Genomic DNA, 14,638 nt, shown 5'->3' on the forward strand with positions numbered 1-14,638 from the left:
TTTGAAGTAAAATACAATCCTGCGTTGGTAAATGAAAAAGAAATTTTTACAGCCGTTGAAAGCACAGGAAGTTGCGAAAATCCTGACGAAAGACCATATAAAGTAAAACAGTAAACAAGGCAGGGCAAAGCAAACTTGCTTTGCCTTTATTAAAAAATCAGACAATGAAAAAATACATCTTCATTGTTGGTTTACTGTTTCCTTTTAGTATTTCGGCACAAACCATTTTAGGAAAAGTAACCAACAACAAAAAAGAGCCGTTAGTAGGTGCTAATGTCTATTGGCTTTTTGACATTATTTGCGTATTTTTCTTTTTACATAAAACAACAGCCAAAGTGTTTTTTAGTAAAAAAGGTATCGGAGCAAGCAGCAGTTTTTTGAGCAGGATAAAATATAATCTTTCATCTATTTGCAAGATTATCTGTGTTTCTTCTTTGGTTAAAAAAGATTTTGAAAAAATGATACAACCGAAGAACAGACATAAATTACTGGTTTTACCTGATAATGTCAACAGTGCTATCATACATCAAACAAAACCGTTTTTGCTGAAGGAAAAATACCAGATTGCTGCTGATGAATTTCTGATAGGTTCTATTGCCAATCATACAAAGGCAAAAGATTTGTTTACTATGGTTGATGTTGTGCATGAATTGATTGTAAACCGTGCTAAAACACATATCCGGTGTATTCAGATAGGAGGCTTTACCAAACTAACTCCCGAGATTAGAGCGTATGCAGAAAAGAAAGGAGTGTCTGATGCGATCATTTTTACAGATAGTATTGCCAATGCTTCGGTTTTTTGTGATGAAATGAATGTTTTTCTTGTGACATCAGAAAGAGAAGGTGGTCCCTCGTCTGCTTTGGAGGCAATGCTTTTTAAAGTTCCTGTTGTTTCTACTCAGGTAGGGCTGATGGATGAAATCATTCAGTCCGGTGAAAATGGTTATTTAGCGCCCGTAAAAGGAGTACAGCAACTTGCGGATGGAGTTGAATATTTTATGGAAAATAAAGAAGCAGGGCATTCGTTCGGAGAGAAAAATTATGAAATGATTATACAAGAGTTCAACTCTGAGAAAATTACAGAAGAATTAATAAAAATATATAAATCACTTTGTTAATGAAAACAGCATTATTAATATCGACATATAATTGGCCGGAGGCTTTGGAATTAGTTTTGAACAGTGTGGAAAAACAAAGTGTTTTACCAGATGAAATTCTGATTGCTGATGACGGGTCTGATAACTATACAAAAGAGGTAATCGAAAAATTTGTCATTCGTTCAAAAGTACCTGTACTCCACATATGGCAGGAAGATGAGGGATTCAGAAAAGCGAAGATTTTAAATAAAGCGGTTTCAAGAAGTACGGCTGATTATATTATCCAGATTGACGGTGACGTTATCTTACATCCCTATTTTATTGAAGACCATAAAAATAGGGCAGAAGAAAATTGTTATTTATATGGTTCGCGTGTAAATATACTGCCTCAGGCAGTGGCTCGCATTTTAGGTGGCAAGCTCATCGGTTTTCATTTCTTTTCCAGTGAAATAAAGAATAGAAGCCGTACACTGCACATACCATTTTTTGCAAAGTTTTATAAAAAGCACAAAGGTATATCCCGAAAATACCGTGGCTGTAATACGTCATACTGGAAAAAGGATTTTATGAAAATTAATGGTTATAATGAAGCATTCGAAGGCTGGGGCAGGGAAGATTCTGATTTCGCAATACGTTTGGGCAATGCAGGCGTTTTTGCAAAAAGGCTCAAATTTGCAGGCATTGTATTTCATATTTATCACAAAGTAAGTTCTAAAGGGCATGTAGATAAAAACAATCAGTTACAAGACAATAGTATTCATCAAAAAATGACCCGTTGTGAGCAGGGAGTGCATCAATATTTAAATAATTAAAACAAATATATCCGGCAATGATAATCAGTATCTTTGTCCAAAAGGAACTCTATGAAATTAATAATAGCGCCAAACGCTGCAATTACTGAAGCTCAGGTCAAAAATATAGTTACCCATTTTGATGAAACAGGAACATTACTGGTAAAAGGTAAACGGAATACTATTAAAATATTTCGTTTGGAGGACATTGAAGTCAATGTAAAGAGTTTTAAGAAGCCACACTGGTTCAACAGTATTGTATATGCCTATTTTAGAAAATCTAAAGCGAGACGTTCCTATGAGTATGCTAATTATCTGATCGAAAAGAATATTGGAACTCCCAAGCCACTTGCTTTTGTAGAATACAACTCTTTTTCAGGTTTAGATAAAAGTTATTATTTATGTGAACATATATATGCAGATCTTACATTCAGAGAGTTAGTGGAAATCCCCGATTTTCCAGATCATGAAAACATTCTAAGACAATTTACCCGGTTTTCATTTTCATTACATGAAAATGGAGTAGAGTTTAAAGACCATTCTCCGGGTAACACGCTGATTAAGAAAGTGCCGGATAATGAGAGCTATCGTTTTTTTCTGGTAGATCTGAACAGAATGAATTTTCACGACTTAATGCCGTTTGAACTTCGTATGAAAAATCTTTCACGATTGACTCCTAAAAAGGGAATGGTAGAGATTATGGCTAATGAGTATGCTAAATTTTATAAGGATAAATCCGAAACAGAGATTTTTGAGAAAATGTGGGCGGAAACAGAGCAATTTCAATACAAGTTCCACCGTAAACAGGGCTTAAAGAAAAAGCTTAAATTCTGGAAGAGATAGTGTCGTGTCTTTTTTTAGATTGTTTTTCTATCTCTGCGTAGCGTACATATACACTATAGGACATGAGGTAGCATAGAATAAATCCTTTATAACCATCCAATATTCCCAATCTTAGTAAATATTTACTTAAAAAGGTATAGACAGGGTGGGAGTATTTTAAGAATAAGTTAGGTTTTTCCCCTTTTTCAATTTTTTCGAGAGCTTTTAATGTACCATAACGGTACATTTTCTTTTTATAAGAAGTATAATTTTCATAGGAATAATGTGTCAGATGGTTTTGTAAAACGTTAAAAGTACCTCTGAATTGAATTTTTTCATGTACAAACCCCTGATAATGTACCTGATCATTCTTGTAAAAAAGGCGGATATTTTTATCGCTTTGTAGACCACAGAAAAATACCGGTTTGTTGTTAAAGTAAAACCTGCGTTTAAAATAGTAAGCTTTAGTACGGTCATTGTTATTGACGGTATCAATAATTTCTTCTTTAAGGGCTTCCGAAATTCGCTCATCTGCATCTAAAAACAGGATCCAGTTATCTTCAACATATTCCAGTGCCTTGTTTCTTTGTGCGCTGTAATTTTCAAACTGATTTTCATAGAATCTTATTTGTGGATATTGCTGTACAATTTCTTTACTATTGTCTGTACTGCAAGAATCTACAATAACTATTTCATCGAGAAACGAGAGATTCTCTACAAGAGCCGGAATATTTTTCTCTTCATTACGCGTTATGATCAACCCGATTAATTTATGAGTGAGTGTTTTATTCATTTCTTGTTTCAGAGTTAATGTTTTTATAGTAAAGGGATACTATTTACGTTTATAATGCGTCTAAGAAGACTTTTAGTTTTGGCAGAATCAAATTCGGTGTAAATTTAAGATAATAATCTGCAAATTCACGTTTTAATTCTTTGGTTTTTTTATTGTCAAATAGTTCCGGTTTTTCATCGCTGAGGTGTACAGATGTGTGGTTTTTACCATCTTCGAATGTTGCCCATACCTTTTTCTCAATCCATGGAGAGAAAATGATAAATGATTTTTTTCCAAGCGCTTTTGCCATATTTATTGCTCCTCCGTCATTACCGATAATAGCATCGCATTGATCCATGATGGCAATAAAGTTTCTGAGGTCATTTCCCAACAAATCAAAGTAGATTTTACTTTGTGCTGTTTCAGTACACATATCCCATATCTTCTTTGCATCCGGGAGTTGTTTTGGAAAATAGTTGAATAAAATATTTACATCATAGTTTTCTCCGATATAATTAATCAGTTCAGCCATATATTCGAGCGGATAGGTTTTGGTTATATCGCTCCCCAGAAGGCTTATCATCAGTGTTTTTTTGTTCCGGTTGATACCAAATGAATCAAATAATTCAATTGCATTTGTCTTTTCTGTTGAAGAAAGGTATATTTTTGGGAAAACTTCTTTTTCAATGGATAAGTTTAACGGATCTAAAAGGGATAAACGATGTTCAATAGCCAATCCTAAATTCGTTTGTGGTAAAGCGGCTTTTATAACATTATCTGTATAAAGAAAAGTACGTCCTGTTTTTTTATAGGAAATTTTTCGTTTAGAGTTGTTGAGTCCTACAAGAATCCAGCTTTGCAGTTTGGAATAAGCGTCTATAACCAGATCATATTGTTCTTTTCGGAGTTTTATCGCTAACTTAATCAATTCAAACAGACTTTTCTCCTGTTTTCGAGTAAATAAGATAAGATTACTTATAGCAGGATTTCCCTGTAATACCAAACAGGTACTTTCATTTACAAGATAGTCAATCTGTGCATCAGGATATGCTTTTCTCAGATTTTCGCAGATCAGACTGCTCAATAAAACGTCTCCAATCATTTTTTGCTGGATCACTAAAATTTTCATTGAAAAAAATATCCTTAGTTATGGATACAAACCTATAAAAAAAATACGACTTATTATTTGAAAAAATAAAATTGCTGCCGTTGCGTTTTTACAGATGACCTGATTTGTTGAAAAAAGCATATTCTGAATTCAGAATATGCTTTTAATAGTGTGTTCTATACAGCTACATTATAATCTCTCAATGCATCATTTAGAGATGTTTTTAAGTCTGTTGAGGCTTTTCTTTGACCAATAATAAGGGCACAAGGTACCTGATATTCACCTGCCGGAAATTTTTTTGTATAAGAACCGGGAATTACTACGGAACGTTCCGGAACATACCCTTTAATTTCTACGGGTTTTTCTCCAGATACATCAATGATTTTAGTAGAAGCGGTCAATACTACATTTGCTCCTAAAACAGCTTCTTTACCAACGCGAACTCCTTCAACTACAATACAACGTGAACCGATAAAAGCATTATCTTCTATAATGACTGGAGCTGCCTGTAACGGTTCAAGAACACCGCCAATGCCTACACCTCCGGAAAGGTGTACGTTTTTACCGATTTGTGCACAGCTACCTACCGTTGCCCAGGTATCTACCATCGTCCCTTCGTCTACATAAGCTCCAATGTTTACATAAGAAGGCATAAGGATTACTCCAGATGAGATATAAGCACCATGTCTGGCAACAGCATTGGGTACTACACGGATTCCTTTTGCAGCAAAATCTCTCTTTAAAGGCATCTTATCATGGTATTCAAAAATACCGGCTTCTAAAGTTTCCATTCTTTGAATAGGAAAATAGAGTACAACTGCTTTTTTTACCCATTCATTTATTTGCCAGTCACTTCCGTTTGGTTCTGCTACGCGTAGTTGTCCGGCATCTATTAGATCAATGATTTCTCTGATTGCTTTTTGTGTCTGGGTGTCTTGAAGCAAGCTTCTGTCTTCCCATGCTTTTTCTATAATTGCTTTTAAATCGTTCATTAAAAAGGTTTTTTACAAATATATTAATTATGTTTTGCTTGGATGTGTTTTGAACAAAGGGTTTCATAAAAAAAACCTACCGAATAGGTAGGTTTTTATGTTATTAAGTAAGATAAACTGGTTTTACAAACGTTTATTTAATTTTGTTAACGATAGCTGTGAAAGCTTCAGGGTGGTTTAAAGCTAAATCGGCTAAAACTTTACGGTTTAATTCGATATTGTTTGCTTTAATTTTTCCCATGAATTGAGAATATGACATTCCGTGTAAACGTGCTCCAGCGTTGATACGCATGATCCATAATGAACGGAAGTTTCTTTTCTTTTGTTTTCTGTCACGGTAAGCATAAGACATTGCTTTTTCTACCGCGTTTTTAGCTACTGTCCAAACGTTTTTACGTCTTCCGAAGAAACCTTTGGCTTGCTTCAAAATTCTTTTTCTTCTTGCTCTTGAAGCAACTGAATTTACTGATTTTGGCATAATTGTTGAATTTTTGTAGTAGGGCGAATGCGAGGCATTACTTGTGATTTAAATTTTTTATCAGCCCACTCCAGGGTTATTAAATTGTTTTAACCGAAAGAACGATTACATTAATCTTAATTGTTCTTTAACGCTTCTCTCATCTGCTTTATGTACTAAAGTAGAGTGAGTTAAAGCTAACTTACGCTTTTTCGTTTTTTTCGTCAAAATGTGACTTTTAAAAGCGTGTTTTCTTTTAATTTTTCCAGAGCCAGTCACTTGAAAGCGTTTCTTAGCACTAGATTTTGTTTTCATTTTAGGCATTTGTTCCTAGGTATTTATGTTATCTTACTTAACAATATTATTTACTATTTTTTCTTTTTCGGAGCTATATACATGGTCATTCTTTTACCTTCCAGTACAGGCATGGATTCTACTTTTCCGTATTCTTCCAGGTCTTGTGCCAAACGTAAAAGCAAAATTTGTCCTTGCTCTTTATAAATAATCGAGCGGCCTTTAAAAAATACAAATGCTTTCAATTTTGAACCATCAGACAAAAACTTTACAGCATTTTTCTTTTTGAATTCGTAATCGTGTTCATCAGTTTGCGGGCCGAAGCGAATTTCTTTAACAGTTACCTGAGTTGATTTCGATTTTAATTCTTTTTCACGCTTTTTTTGCTCGTAAAGGAATTTCTTATAGTCGATAATCTTACAAACAGGCGGTTCTGCATTCGGTGAAATTTCAACCAAATCTAAACCTAACTCATCAGCCATTTGAAGTGCCTGAGCAAGTTTATATACTCCAGTTTCTACATTATCGCCTACAAGACGTACTTCTGGAACTCGAATTGCATTATTAATTTTGTGCAAATCTTTTTTTTCAACCCGAGGTGTATATCCTCTTCTTTTATTATTTAATGCTATGGTGTTAAAGTATTATGCTTGTTTCCAAGCGGTTAAACTAAAATGACTTTATTGTTTTGTTAATCTCTTCCTGGATAACGGTAACAAAATCTTCTATTTTCATAGTTGTATTTGATTTTCCCGAGTCACCATGTTTTCGTACAGAAACAGTTCCGTTTTTCTCCTCATCTTCTCCAATGATCAGCATAAACGGGTATTTTTGAACTTCTGCCTCTCTGATTTTTTTACCAATCGTCTCATTTCGATTGTCAATCACAGCGCGAATTTCGTTATTTTCCAGCAAAGTTAAAACTTTTTTTGCATAATTTTCATATTTCTCACTCAAAGACAATACAATAGCTTGTTCCGGCATCAGCCAAAGCGGGAAATTACCACCTGTATGTTCCAGTAAAATAGCGATAAAACGCTCCATGGAACCAAATGGTGCTCTGTGGATCATAACCGGACGGTGCAATTTATCGTCAGAACCTTTGTAAGTCAAATCAAATCGTTCCGGTAAGTTATAATCTACCTGTATAGTTCCCAGCTGCCAGCTTCTTCCCAAGGCATCTTTTACCATAAAGTCTAACTTAGGTCCGTAAAAAGCAGCTTCTCCGCTCTCAATTACATAGTTAAGACCTTTGTCTTTTGCTGCACTGATGATAGCATTCTCTGCTTTTTCCCAGTTTTCAACAGAGCCAATGTATTTATCCGGATTGTTTAAATCTCTTACAGATACCTGTGCGGTGAAGTTTTCGAATCCTAAAGAACCAAAAACATATAGTACCAAATCGATTACTTTTTTGAATTCCTCATCTAATTGCTCCGGTGTACAGAATATATGTGCATCATCCTGTGTAAATCCGCGAACGCGTGTTAACCCGTGTAATTCACCTGATTGTTCATAGCGGTAAACAGTACCGAATTCTGCGTAACGTTTTGGTAAATCTTTATAAGACCACGGACGTGCATTATATATCTCACAATGGTGAGGGCAGTTCATAGGTTTTAAAAGAAATTCCTCTCCTTCAACCGGTGTATGTATCGGTTGAAAGCTATCAGCACCATATTTTGCATAGTGGCCGGAAGTAACATATAATTCTTTATGCCCAATATGAGGTGTTACTACTTGTTCATATCCCGCCTTTTTCTGCGCTTTTCTTAAAAATTGTTCCAAACGGTCGCGCAATGCAGCTCCTTTTGGTAACCACAAAGGCAATCCCTGACCTACACGTTGTGAAAAATGGAAGAGATCAAGCTCTTTTCCCAATTTTCTGTGATCGCGTTTTTTAGCTTCTTCCAAAAGAGCCAGATATTCTGTAAGATCTTTCTGTTTTGGGAAAGAAATACCGTAAACGCGTGTCAGTTGTTTGTTTTTTTCATCTCCGCGCCAATAAGCTCCGGCTATGTTTAATATTTTCATTGCTTTAATGATTCCTGTATTAGGAATATGTCCTCCGCGGCACAAATCAGTGAAAGTAGCATGGTCACAAAAAGTGATGGTACCGTCTTCTAAATTTTCAATCAGCTCTGTTTTGTACGGATTGTTTTTATATAAAGCCAATGCTTCCGCTTTTGTAGCTGAACGCATTTTGAAATCATGTTTTTCTTTGGAAATTGCCAGAACACGGTCTTCAATTTCTTTAAAATCAGCATCACTGATTTTGCGGTCTCCGAAATCTACATCATAGTAAAATCCATTGTCTATAGCAGGACCAATCGTTAAATTAATTCCCGGATATAACTCTTCCAAAGCTTGTGCCATAACGTGAGAGGTTGAATGCCAGAATGCTTTTTTTCCTTCCGCATCATTCCACGTGTATAATACCAAGCTTCCATCGGTTGTCAAAGGTGTCGTCGTTTCAATGGTAGTACCATTAAAACTTGCTGAAATTACATTTCTCGCTAAACCTTCGCTTATACTTAAAGCGACATCGTGTGGAGTTGCTCCTGAAGCAAACTCTTTTACGGAACCGTCTGGTAGAGTTATTTTTATCATCTTAAAAATTAAAATATGTTTGCAAATATAGAAGTTTCACATTTCAGGAGCAAAAATTGTTCTGGCTTTTATATGTTTTTTAATAGATTTTACGTTATTTCGTCATAAATATTATTTACCTTGAATTTTAAAGTAGTTCCATACCAATCATCTTACCATTCTTTATGGAATGAATTTGTTGCAAAAGCTAAAAATGCTACTTTTTTATTTCACCGTGATTTTATGGAATATCATAATGATCGGTTTGATGATTTTTCTTTGATGGTATATAAAGAGGAAGTGCTGATTGCTGTTTTGCCTGCAAACAAAAATGAAGTTGGTGTTTATTCGCATCAGGGACTTACATATGGTGGCATTGTGGTTAAAAATGGTATTCGAATGCCAGATTTTACAGCTGCTTTCAGAGCCATTCTTATTTATCTTAATTCATTTGGTATTCAGGAGCTTGTGATAAAAGAAATACCTTTATTTTATACGGAGCAGTTTTCGGATGAAATGAAATATCTTGCTTTTATAATGAAGGCAGAAGTTATCCGGAAAGATATATGTTCAGTGATCAGACTCGACAGGCCTTTTACTGTGTCTAAATCTGTAAAGAGAGATGTAAATAATGCTCAGAGAAGAGGGTTGGAGATTGAAAGGGAAGGAGATGTGGACGTTTTTTGGGAAAATATTCTGGAACCCAATCTGATGAGTAAGTTCGGAAAGAAACCTGTGCATTCTGTGGAAGAAATACAACTTTTAAAAAAACGGTTCCCAAATAATATTTTTCAGTTTAATGTGCTCGAAGATCAAAAAGTAATTGCAGGAACTACTGTTTTTGTAACAAATCGGGTAGTTCATGCTCAGTACATCAGTATTGATCATGAAGTGGAAAAAACCGGAGTACTTGATTTTCTTTATTCGGCTCTTATGGAAGAATATTCAGATGATAAAGAATACTTTGATTTTGGAATTTCAAATGAAAACGAAGGGCGTAACATCAATCAGGGATTGTTGTTTTGGAAAGAAAAATTCGGAGCACAAATTGTTGTTCAGGAATTTATTAAGTTTGATTGTAATAATTATCCTCTCTTAGATACTATTTTTATATGATTCCCTACTTAGATCTTCATAAGATAAATGATCCTTATCAGGAACCATTTCTCAACAGACTTGAAGGCTTTTTCAAAAAGTCTCGTTATATACTCGGTGAAGAACTCAGTTCTTTTGAAAAGAAATTTGCTGCATATTGCGGTGTAAATCATTGCTTGGGGGTAGGAAACGGGCTTGAAGCGCTTACACTAATATTTAATGCGTATAAAATTCTTGGTAAACTCAAAGATGGAGATGAAGTTCTTGTACCGGCTAATACGTATATTGCCAGTATTTTATCGATTATTAATGCGGGACTGAAACCGGTTTGGTGGAAACTAATTTCAGTAATTATAATCTCACATTTGATGCTGTTCAGGGAGCCATGACACAATCTGTAAAAGCGATTCTGATGGTGCATCTTTATGGGCAGGTAACAGATGCAGAGCGTATCGTTAATTTCGCAAAAGAATATGGTCTTTTACTTATCGAAGATGCAGCTCAGGCGCATGGAGCTGTTTTTGGAAACAAAAAAGCAGGAGCGATTGGCAATGCTGCCGGATTTAGTTTTTATCCTGGTAAAAATTTAGGTTGTCTGGGTGATGGCGGAGCGGTTACAACGGATGATCATGATTTGGCAAATTGTATTTCTGCGCTGAGAAATTATGGATCAGAAATGAAATATCACAATATTTACAAAGGAATCAACTCCCGGTTAGATGATATTCAGGCTATATTTCTCTCTTTAAAACTTCCGGATCTTGATTTTGATAATGAAAAAAGAAGGGGTATTGCCAAGAAGTACCTTAAAGAAATTATAAACCCAAAAGTGATGCTTCCTGCATATGATGGTACTGAAAATCATGTATTTCATTTATTTGTGGTTCGTACGGAAGATCGGGAAGCTTTTCAGTTGTTTTTGCTCGAAAGGGGCATTCAGACATTGGTTCATTATCCTATAGCACCACATAAGCAACAAGCCTTTTCAGAATATGCTTCTTTAGAACTCCCGGTTACCGAATTGATTCATGAGCAGGTCGTGAGCTTACCGCTATATCCGATGATGACCAACGAACAGATTGAAAAAGTCATAGCTGTAGTGAATGAATATTGATTTTTATGGATGTTTTTATAAAATCATTTAACCGCCCTTTTTTACTTGACAGATGTATTGCAAGTATTTATCACTATGCTGTCAACTTTAGCCGTATTGTGGTTATGGATGACGGAACTCCGCAAATCTATGTTGAGAAGCTTAAAAATAAATATCCTGATATATGTTTTGAATTTTCAGTAAATTATGCTGAAAAATCTGCTGATATTCTGGCAGGCAGATATCCAAAAAAAGAAATACCTGCTTCTCTCTGGAAAGGCTGTATTGAAAAAGGAACTCCTTACTTTGTTTTGTTGGAAGATGATATGTGGTTTACAGATTTTATTGATCTGAAAATAGTACATCAAAATCTTTCTGATGAACATATGTCGATGGTGAAATTTATGTGGCTTAATAATAAAAAGCTTATTTCACCGTTTGTTGTTCAACAGGAATCCTCTTTTCTGATCACGGCACCCAAACTCACTACTTATAAAGCGGTACATTTTAAAAGGTTTTTTATTGAAAACAAGTATAAAGTATACTCCATAGCAAAACGTTTGGGGATTAACTGTGATGATTTGCTATTGGCTTATTACCAGATATACATCGTTGCAGGGGGAGCGTTTTCAAAAGACTATTATAATGCGTGTTGGAATCAAAAACAAAAAACGGTTAATGAACTCTCTCAGATACATCAATTACTGAAAGCACGTAAAAAAATAGAGTTGAAGGTAGGACATTCGTTCAAAGAAATCATAAAAGCGTCTTATAAAACAACAGCTTCTTCACAGAATAAAGAACATTTGAAAGATGAATTTGATGTGTATCAACTCAATGCGTTATTAAATAAAGCATGGTATGCGGATGAAATGTATGAATTAAAAGACTTTCAGAATGATATACCGGATGCATGGATTGAAAAAGTTTTGCTGCATTATACTTCAGATCAGCATTTATATTTTTTGTGGAAAGAATGGTATAAAAAATTTAAACAAACCTATGAAGAAATTGGTTGCAGTATAATAAATGATAAATAACAAATCCCATAACATATTATTCAAATCCATGAGCCTGTTTGGTACCACTCAGGTATTGCGCATGATTTGTAAGGTGGTTGCTGTGAAATGCGCTTCTGTGTTTTTGGACCTGTGGGTATTGGAATTATCGGACTTATAGAGAATACATTAGGTCTTATAACACAAGGCTCTTCTTTTGGGATGTCAGTAATAGGTACAAAAGCCATTGCGCAGCATAAAGAAGATGCTTCTAAAACGGCTCAAATTGCAAAGCTACAGCTCATCTGGATGATGGCAGCTGGTATTTTGGCTGCTCTTATAAGTATTGTATTTGCAGAAAAACTCAGCATGTTAACCTTTGGAGATTATTCTTATACGAAGTACTTCAGATTGCTTTCTCTTTATTTTATCTTCCATGCAATAGTAAATGCTGCTACAGTAATCATGCAAGGATTGAATGAAATAAAAAAACTTATAAACTATCAGTTGATGAGTTTAGGGTTTATTACACTCAGTACGATAAGTTGTTACTATTTTTTAGGTATTGAAGGTATTGTTCCGTCTTTTTTATTGAGCTCGTTTATTTCGCTTGTTGTTCATCTGTCCTTTCTTAGAAAGTTAGGATTGACCAATGTGAAATTATCTAAAGCACAGATAAGTGATTATGGAAAAAAACTCATTTCTTCTGGAATCTTGTTAGCGTTAAACGGAGTATTTGGACTGGTATGTTTCTATATCTTACGACAGTATCTGTTGTATACAAGTGATGACAAAGCCATTTTAGGCTACTATGAAACAGCAAATATTTATCTGCTGTCTTATTTCGGAGTCATTTTTACTTCACTGGCAGCTGATTTTTTTCCGAGACTTTCTTCAAAGATGGCTGTTTCGGAAGATGTGAATGAATTGGTAAATGCTCAGATACAGTTGGGATTGCTTGTGGCAACTCCTTTGGTTTTGATCATGTATTGTATGGCTCCCTATATCATTATTTTATTATCTTCAGAAGCTTTTTTACCGGTTCAGGATATTCTTCTTTTTGGTTTATTATCCATTATCTGTAAAACAATAAATTATCCTATGGGATATATGGTATTGGGTAAAGGAGATACACGGCATTATTTTATACAAAATATTGTAAGTGATTCTTTGATTTTAGGGTTTACCTATTTTTTATTTAAAGAGTTTCAACTTATAGGTATTGGCATGGCTGTATTTTTACAATACATGTTTTTTTCTTTTTATATTTATTACTTTGTAAAAAAGAAGTATGGTTTTGTATTGGATAAGGCATCAAAAACGATAATAGTAATCAGCGTTTTATTTACTTCTTCAGTTGTTATCTGCCAGTTTACTGAGAATGCAGTATCAAAAGTTTTGCAGTATATTGTTGCTGCTATGGGAATTATTTATTGCCTGTATAGGCTGATAAAAGTGACAAATGTTTTACATTGGATAAAAAAATCAAAAGGTGAGTAAATTATATTCAAAGATCAACTCAAAAATACGTTTTATTTTATCAGTCAATTGGTACAAGACGCTTTATATCAATTTTAAAAAATTACCCTTTAAAGAGGCTTTAAAATTACCTGTAATCGTATTTGGACGTTTGAAAATAACCAGTCTGGAAGGCAACTTTATCTTTAAGACACCTGTTCGATTCGGACTTGTCGGTTTAGGGCAGAAATACGAAATATTCACCAAAAGTAAAGGTACTGCCGAATTACATTTGTTAGGAGATCTGGAATTTCATGGACGTGTACAATTGGGAATTGATTTTAAGTTATTTGTACACCGGCAGGCAAAAGTGATTTTCGGAAATATCAATTCATTTGCTACGGATACAAGAATTATTGCTTATAAAAAAATACGATTTGGAAATTTTGTTCAGTTCGGATCAGAATGCCAGATCATAGATACTAATTTTCATTATATAAAAAATATAGACACTAATGAAGTGTATGATAGAGAGAGTGATATAGTGGTGGGAAATTATAATTTTATTGGAGCCCGTAGTACTTTATCCGGAAAAACGATAACCCCTGATTATTGTATGGTAGCATCTCACTCGTTGTGTAATAAAAATTATTGTAAATTTGGCAGTCATATTATTATCGGAGGTATTCCGGCAAAATTACTTAAAGAACACGTTACCAGAGACTGGCATACGGAAGAAAAAGAATTGGTAACCTATTTAACCCTTACATTTTAATGAGAAGTAAATTAATCGATTTACCTAAAATAGAAGATCCACGCGGAAACTTATCTGTTATTGAAAAGGAGGTTATTCCTTTTAGTGTCAAAAGAGTTTATTTTCTGTATGATGTTCCCAGTGGTGCTGAAAGAGGAGGACATTCACACAAAATTCAGGAAGAATTTATTATTCCGGTATCGGGTAGTTTTGACGTTATTCTCAATGAAAATGGAAAAGAAGAAGTGTTTTCATTGAATAAGCCCAACCGCGGATTATATGTTGCCAATAATACCTGGAGAGAATTAAGAATTTTTT

Annotated in this window: 16 protein-coding genes and 1 pseudogene; 10 read left to right on the forward strand and 7 right to left on the reverse strand. The window is 34.6% G+C overall.

Going from position 1 to position 14,638, the window contains the following annotated elements; all coding sequences use genetic code 11:
- Window positions 1-164 precede the first annotated feature (164 nt).
- From QW060_RS21950 to QW060_RS21960, 3 genes are read left to right on the forward strand one after another with little or no spacing between them, the layout of a single operon-like run.
- Window positions 165-1,118 carry a glycosyltransferase family 4 protein gene (locus QW060_RS21950; RefSeq protein ID WP_290365155.1) on the forward strand — a complete coding sequence of 318 codons (954 nt, stop codon included), beginning with the start codon at window positions 165-167 and terminating at the stop codon, window positions 1,116-1,118.
- Window positions 1,118-1,909: a glycosyltransferase family 2 protein gene (locus tag QW060_RS21955; protein WP_290362470.1), complete on the forward strand. Its 792-nt coding sequence runs from the start codon at window positions 1,118-1,120 to the stop codon at window positions 1,907-1,909. The genes QW060_RS21950 and QW060_RS21955 overlap by 1 nt, the downstream gene beginning before the upstream one ends.
- Window positions 1,910-1,960: 51 nt before the next feature.
- Window positions 1,961-2,731, forward strand: coding sequence for a Kdo domain containing protein (locus tag QW060_RS21960; RefSeq protein WP_290362471.1), 771 nt, complete (start codon window positions 1,961-1,963; stop codon window positions 2,729-2,731).
- On the opposite strand, the gene QW060_RS21965 is transcribed toward QW060_RS21960, so the two are convergent.
- From QW060_RS21965 to thrS, 7 genes are all read right to left on the reverse strand, one after another.
- Window positions 2,712-3,503: a glycosyltransferase family 2 protein gene (locus QW060_RS21965; RefSeq protein WP_290362472.1), complete on the reverse strand. Its 792-nt coding sequence runs from the start codon at window positions 3,501-3,503 to the stop codon at window positions 2,712-2,714. The genes QW060_RS21960 and QW060_RS21965 overlap by 20 nt on opposite strands.
- A 49-nt stretch (window positions 3,504-3,552) precedes the next feature.
- Window positions 3,553-4,584, reverse strand: a complete 1,032-nt coding sequence (locus tag QW060_RS21970; protein WP_290362473.1) for a glycosyltransferase family 9 protein — start codon at window positions 4,582-4,584, stop codon at window positions 3,553-3,555.
- A 182-nt stretch (window positions 4,585-4,766) separates the two neighbouring features.
- Window positions 4,767-5,582 carry a 2,3,4,5-tetrahydropyridine-2,6-dicarboxylate N-succinyltransferase gene (locus QW060_RS21975; protein ID WP_290362474.1) on the reverse strand — a complete coding sequence of 272 codons (816 nt, stop codon included), beginning with the start codon at window positions 5,580-5,582 and terminating at the stop codon, window positions 4,767-4,769.
- Between the two features lie 133 nt (window positions 5,583-5,715).
- Window positions 5,716-6,060 carry a 50S ribosomal protein L20 gene (rplT, locus tag QW060_RS21980; RefSeq protein WP_290362475.1) on the reverse strand — a complete coding sequence of 115 codons (345 nt, stop codon included), beginning with the start codon at window positions 6,058-6,060 and terminating at the stop codon, window positions 5,716-5,718.
- 105 nt (window positions 6,061-6,165) lie between these two features.
- Entirely contained in the window at window positions 6,166-6,363 is a 198-nt protein-coding gene (gene rpmI / locus QW060_RS21985) for a 50S ribosomal protein L35 (RefSeq protein ID WP_290362476.1), read from the reverse strand.
- Window positions 6,364-6,407: 44 nt separating this feature from the next.
- On the reverse strand, window positions 6,408-6,911 hold the full coding sequence (gene infC, locus QW060_RS21990; protein ID WP_290362477.1) for a translation initiation factor IF-3: 504 nt from the start codon (window positions 6,909-6,911) through the stop codon (window positions 6,408-6,410).
- A gap of 91 nt (window positions 6,912-7,002) precedes the next feature.
- The gene (gene thrS, locus QW060_RS21995; RefSeq protein ID WP_290362478.1) at window positions 7,003-8,943 is read right to left on the reverse strand and encodes a threonine--tRNA ligase; all 1,941 of its coding nucleotides are present in this window, start codon (window positions 8,941-8,943) and stop codon (window positions 7,003-7,005) included.
- A gap of 120 nt (window positions 8,944-9,063) precedes the next feature.
- On the opposite strand from thrS, the gene QW060_RS22000 reads away from it, so the two are divergent.
- The 7 genes and pseudogenes from QW060_RS22000 to QW060_RS22030 all read left to right on the forward strand — a co-directional run.
- The gene (locus tag QW060_RS22000; protein ID WP_290362479.1) at window positions 9,064-10,038 is read left to right on the forward strand and encodes a GNAT family N-acetyltransferase; all 975 of its coding nucleotides are present in this window, start codon (window positions 9,064-9,066) and stop codon (window positions 10,036-10,038) included.
- Window positions 10,035-11,131 (forward strand): annotated as a pseudogene (locus QW060_RS22005) (DegT/DnrJ/EryC1/StrS family aminotransferase). Before QW060_RS22000 ends, QW060_RS22005 begins: the two are co-directional and overlap by 4 nt.
- A 5-nt stretch (window positions 11,132-11,136) precedes the next feature.
- Entirely contained in the window at window positions 11,137-12,150 is a 1,014-nt protein-coding gene (locus QW060_RS22010; protein WP_290362481.1) for a glycosyltransferase family 2 protein, read from the forward strand.
- Window positions 12,140-12,289 (forward strand): hypothetical protein, encoded by a 150-nt coding sequence (locus QW060_RS22015; RefSeq protein ID WP_290365156.1) that lies wholly within the window; start codon window positions 12,140-12,142, stop codon window positions 12,287-12,289. The genes QW060_RS22010 and QW060_RS22015 overlap by 11 nt, the downstream gene beginning before the upstream one ends.
- Complete coding sequence (locus tag QW060_RS22020) at window positions 12,238-13,608, forward strand: oligosaccharide flippase family protein (protein ID WP_290365157.1); 1,371 nt, start codon at window positions 12,238-12,240, stop codon at window positions 13,606-13,608. Before QW060_RS22015 ends, QW060_RS22020 begins: the two co-directional genes overlap by 52 nt.
- Window positions 13,601-14,341 carry an LbetaH domain-containing protein gene (locus QW060_RS22025; protein ID WP_290362483.1) on the forward strand — a complete coding sequence of 247 codons (741 nt, stop codon included), beginning with the start codon at window positions 13,601-13,603 and terminating at the stop codon, window positions 14,339-14,341. The genes QW060_RS22020 and QW060_RS22025 overlap by 8 nt, the downstream gene beginning before the upstream one ends.
- Window positions 14,341-14,638, forward strand: a 298-nt coding sequence (locus QW060_RS22030; RefSeq protein ID WP_290365158.1) for a sugar 3,4-ketoisomerase, incomplete at its 3' end; no start/stop codon positions are given. The genes QW060_RS22025 and QW060_RS22030, both read left to right, overlap by 1 nt.

It is taken from the genome of Paenimyroides ceti (assembly GCF_030409925.1).

Bases quoted from the DNA above. Each gene is read 5' to 3' on its own strand.
- QW060_RS21950 (WP_290365155.1), top strand. From the start codon at position 165: ATGAAAAAATACATCTTCATTGTTGGTTTACTGTTTCCTTTTAGTATT.
- rpmI (WP_290362476.1), bottom strand. From the start codon at position 6,363: ATGCCTAAAATGAAAACAAAATCTAGTGCTAAGAAACGCTTTCAAGTG.
- QW060_RS21975 (WP_290362474.1), bottom strand. From the start codon at position 5,582: ATGAACGATTTAAAAGCAATTATAGAAAAAGCATGGGAAGACAGAAGC.
- QW060_RS22020 (WP_290365157.1), top strand. From the start codon at position 12,238: ATGCGCTTCTGTGTTTTTGGACCTGTGGGTATTGGAATTATCGGACTT.
- QW060_RS21955 (WP_290362470.1), top strand. From the start codon at position 1,118: ATGAAAACAGCATTATTAATATCGACATATAATTGGCCGGAGGCTTTG.
- QW060_RS21960 (WP_290362471.1), top strand. From the start codon at position 1,961: ATGAAATTAATAATAGCGCCAAACGCTGCAATTACTGAAGCTCAGGTC.
- rplT (WP_290362475.1), bottom strand. From the start codon at position 6,060: ATGCCAAAATCAGTAAATTCAGTTGCTTCAAGAGCAAGAAGAAAAAGA.
- QW060_RS21970 (WP_290362473.1), bottom strand. From the start codon at position 4,584: ATGATTGGAGACGTTTTATTGAGCAGTCTGATCTGCGAAAATCTGAGA.
- QW060_RS22015 (WP_290365156.1), top strand. From the start codon at position 12,140: ATGATAAATAACAAATCCCATAACATATTATTCAAATCCATGAGCCTG.
- QW060_RS22010 (WP_290362481.1), top strand. From the start codon at position 11,137: ATGGATGTTTTTATAAAATCATTTAACCGCCCTTTTTTACTTGACAGA.
- thrS (WP_290362478.1), bottom strand. From the start codon at position 8,943: ATGATAAAAATAACTCTACCAGACGGTTCCGTAAAAGAGTTTGCTTCA.
- QW060_RS21965 (WP_290362472.1), bottom strand. From the start codon at position 3,503: ATGAATAAAACACTCACTCATAAATTAATCGGGTTGATCATAACGCGT.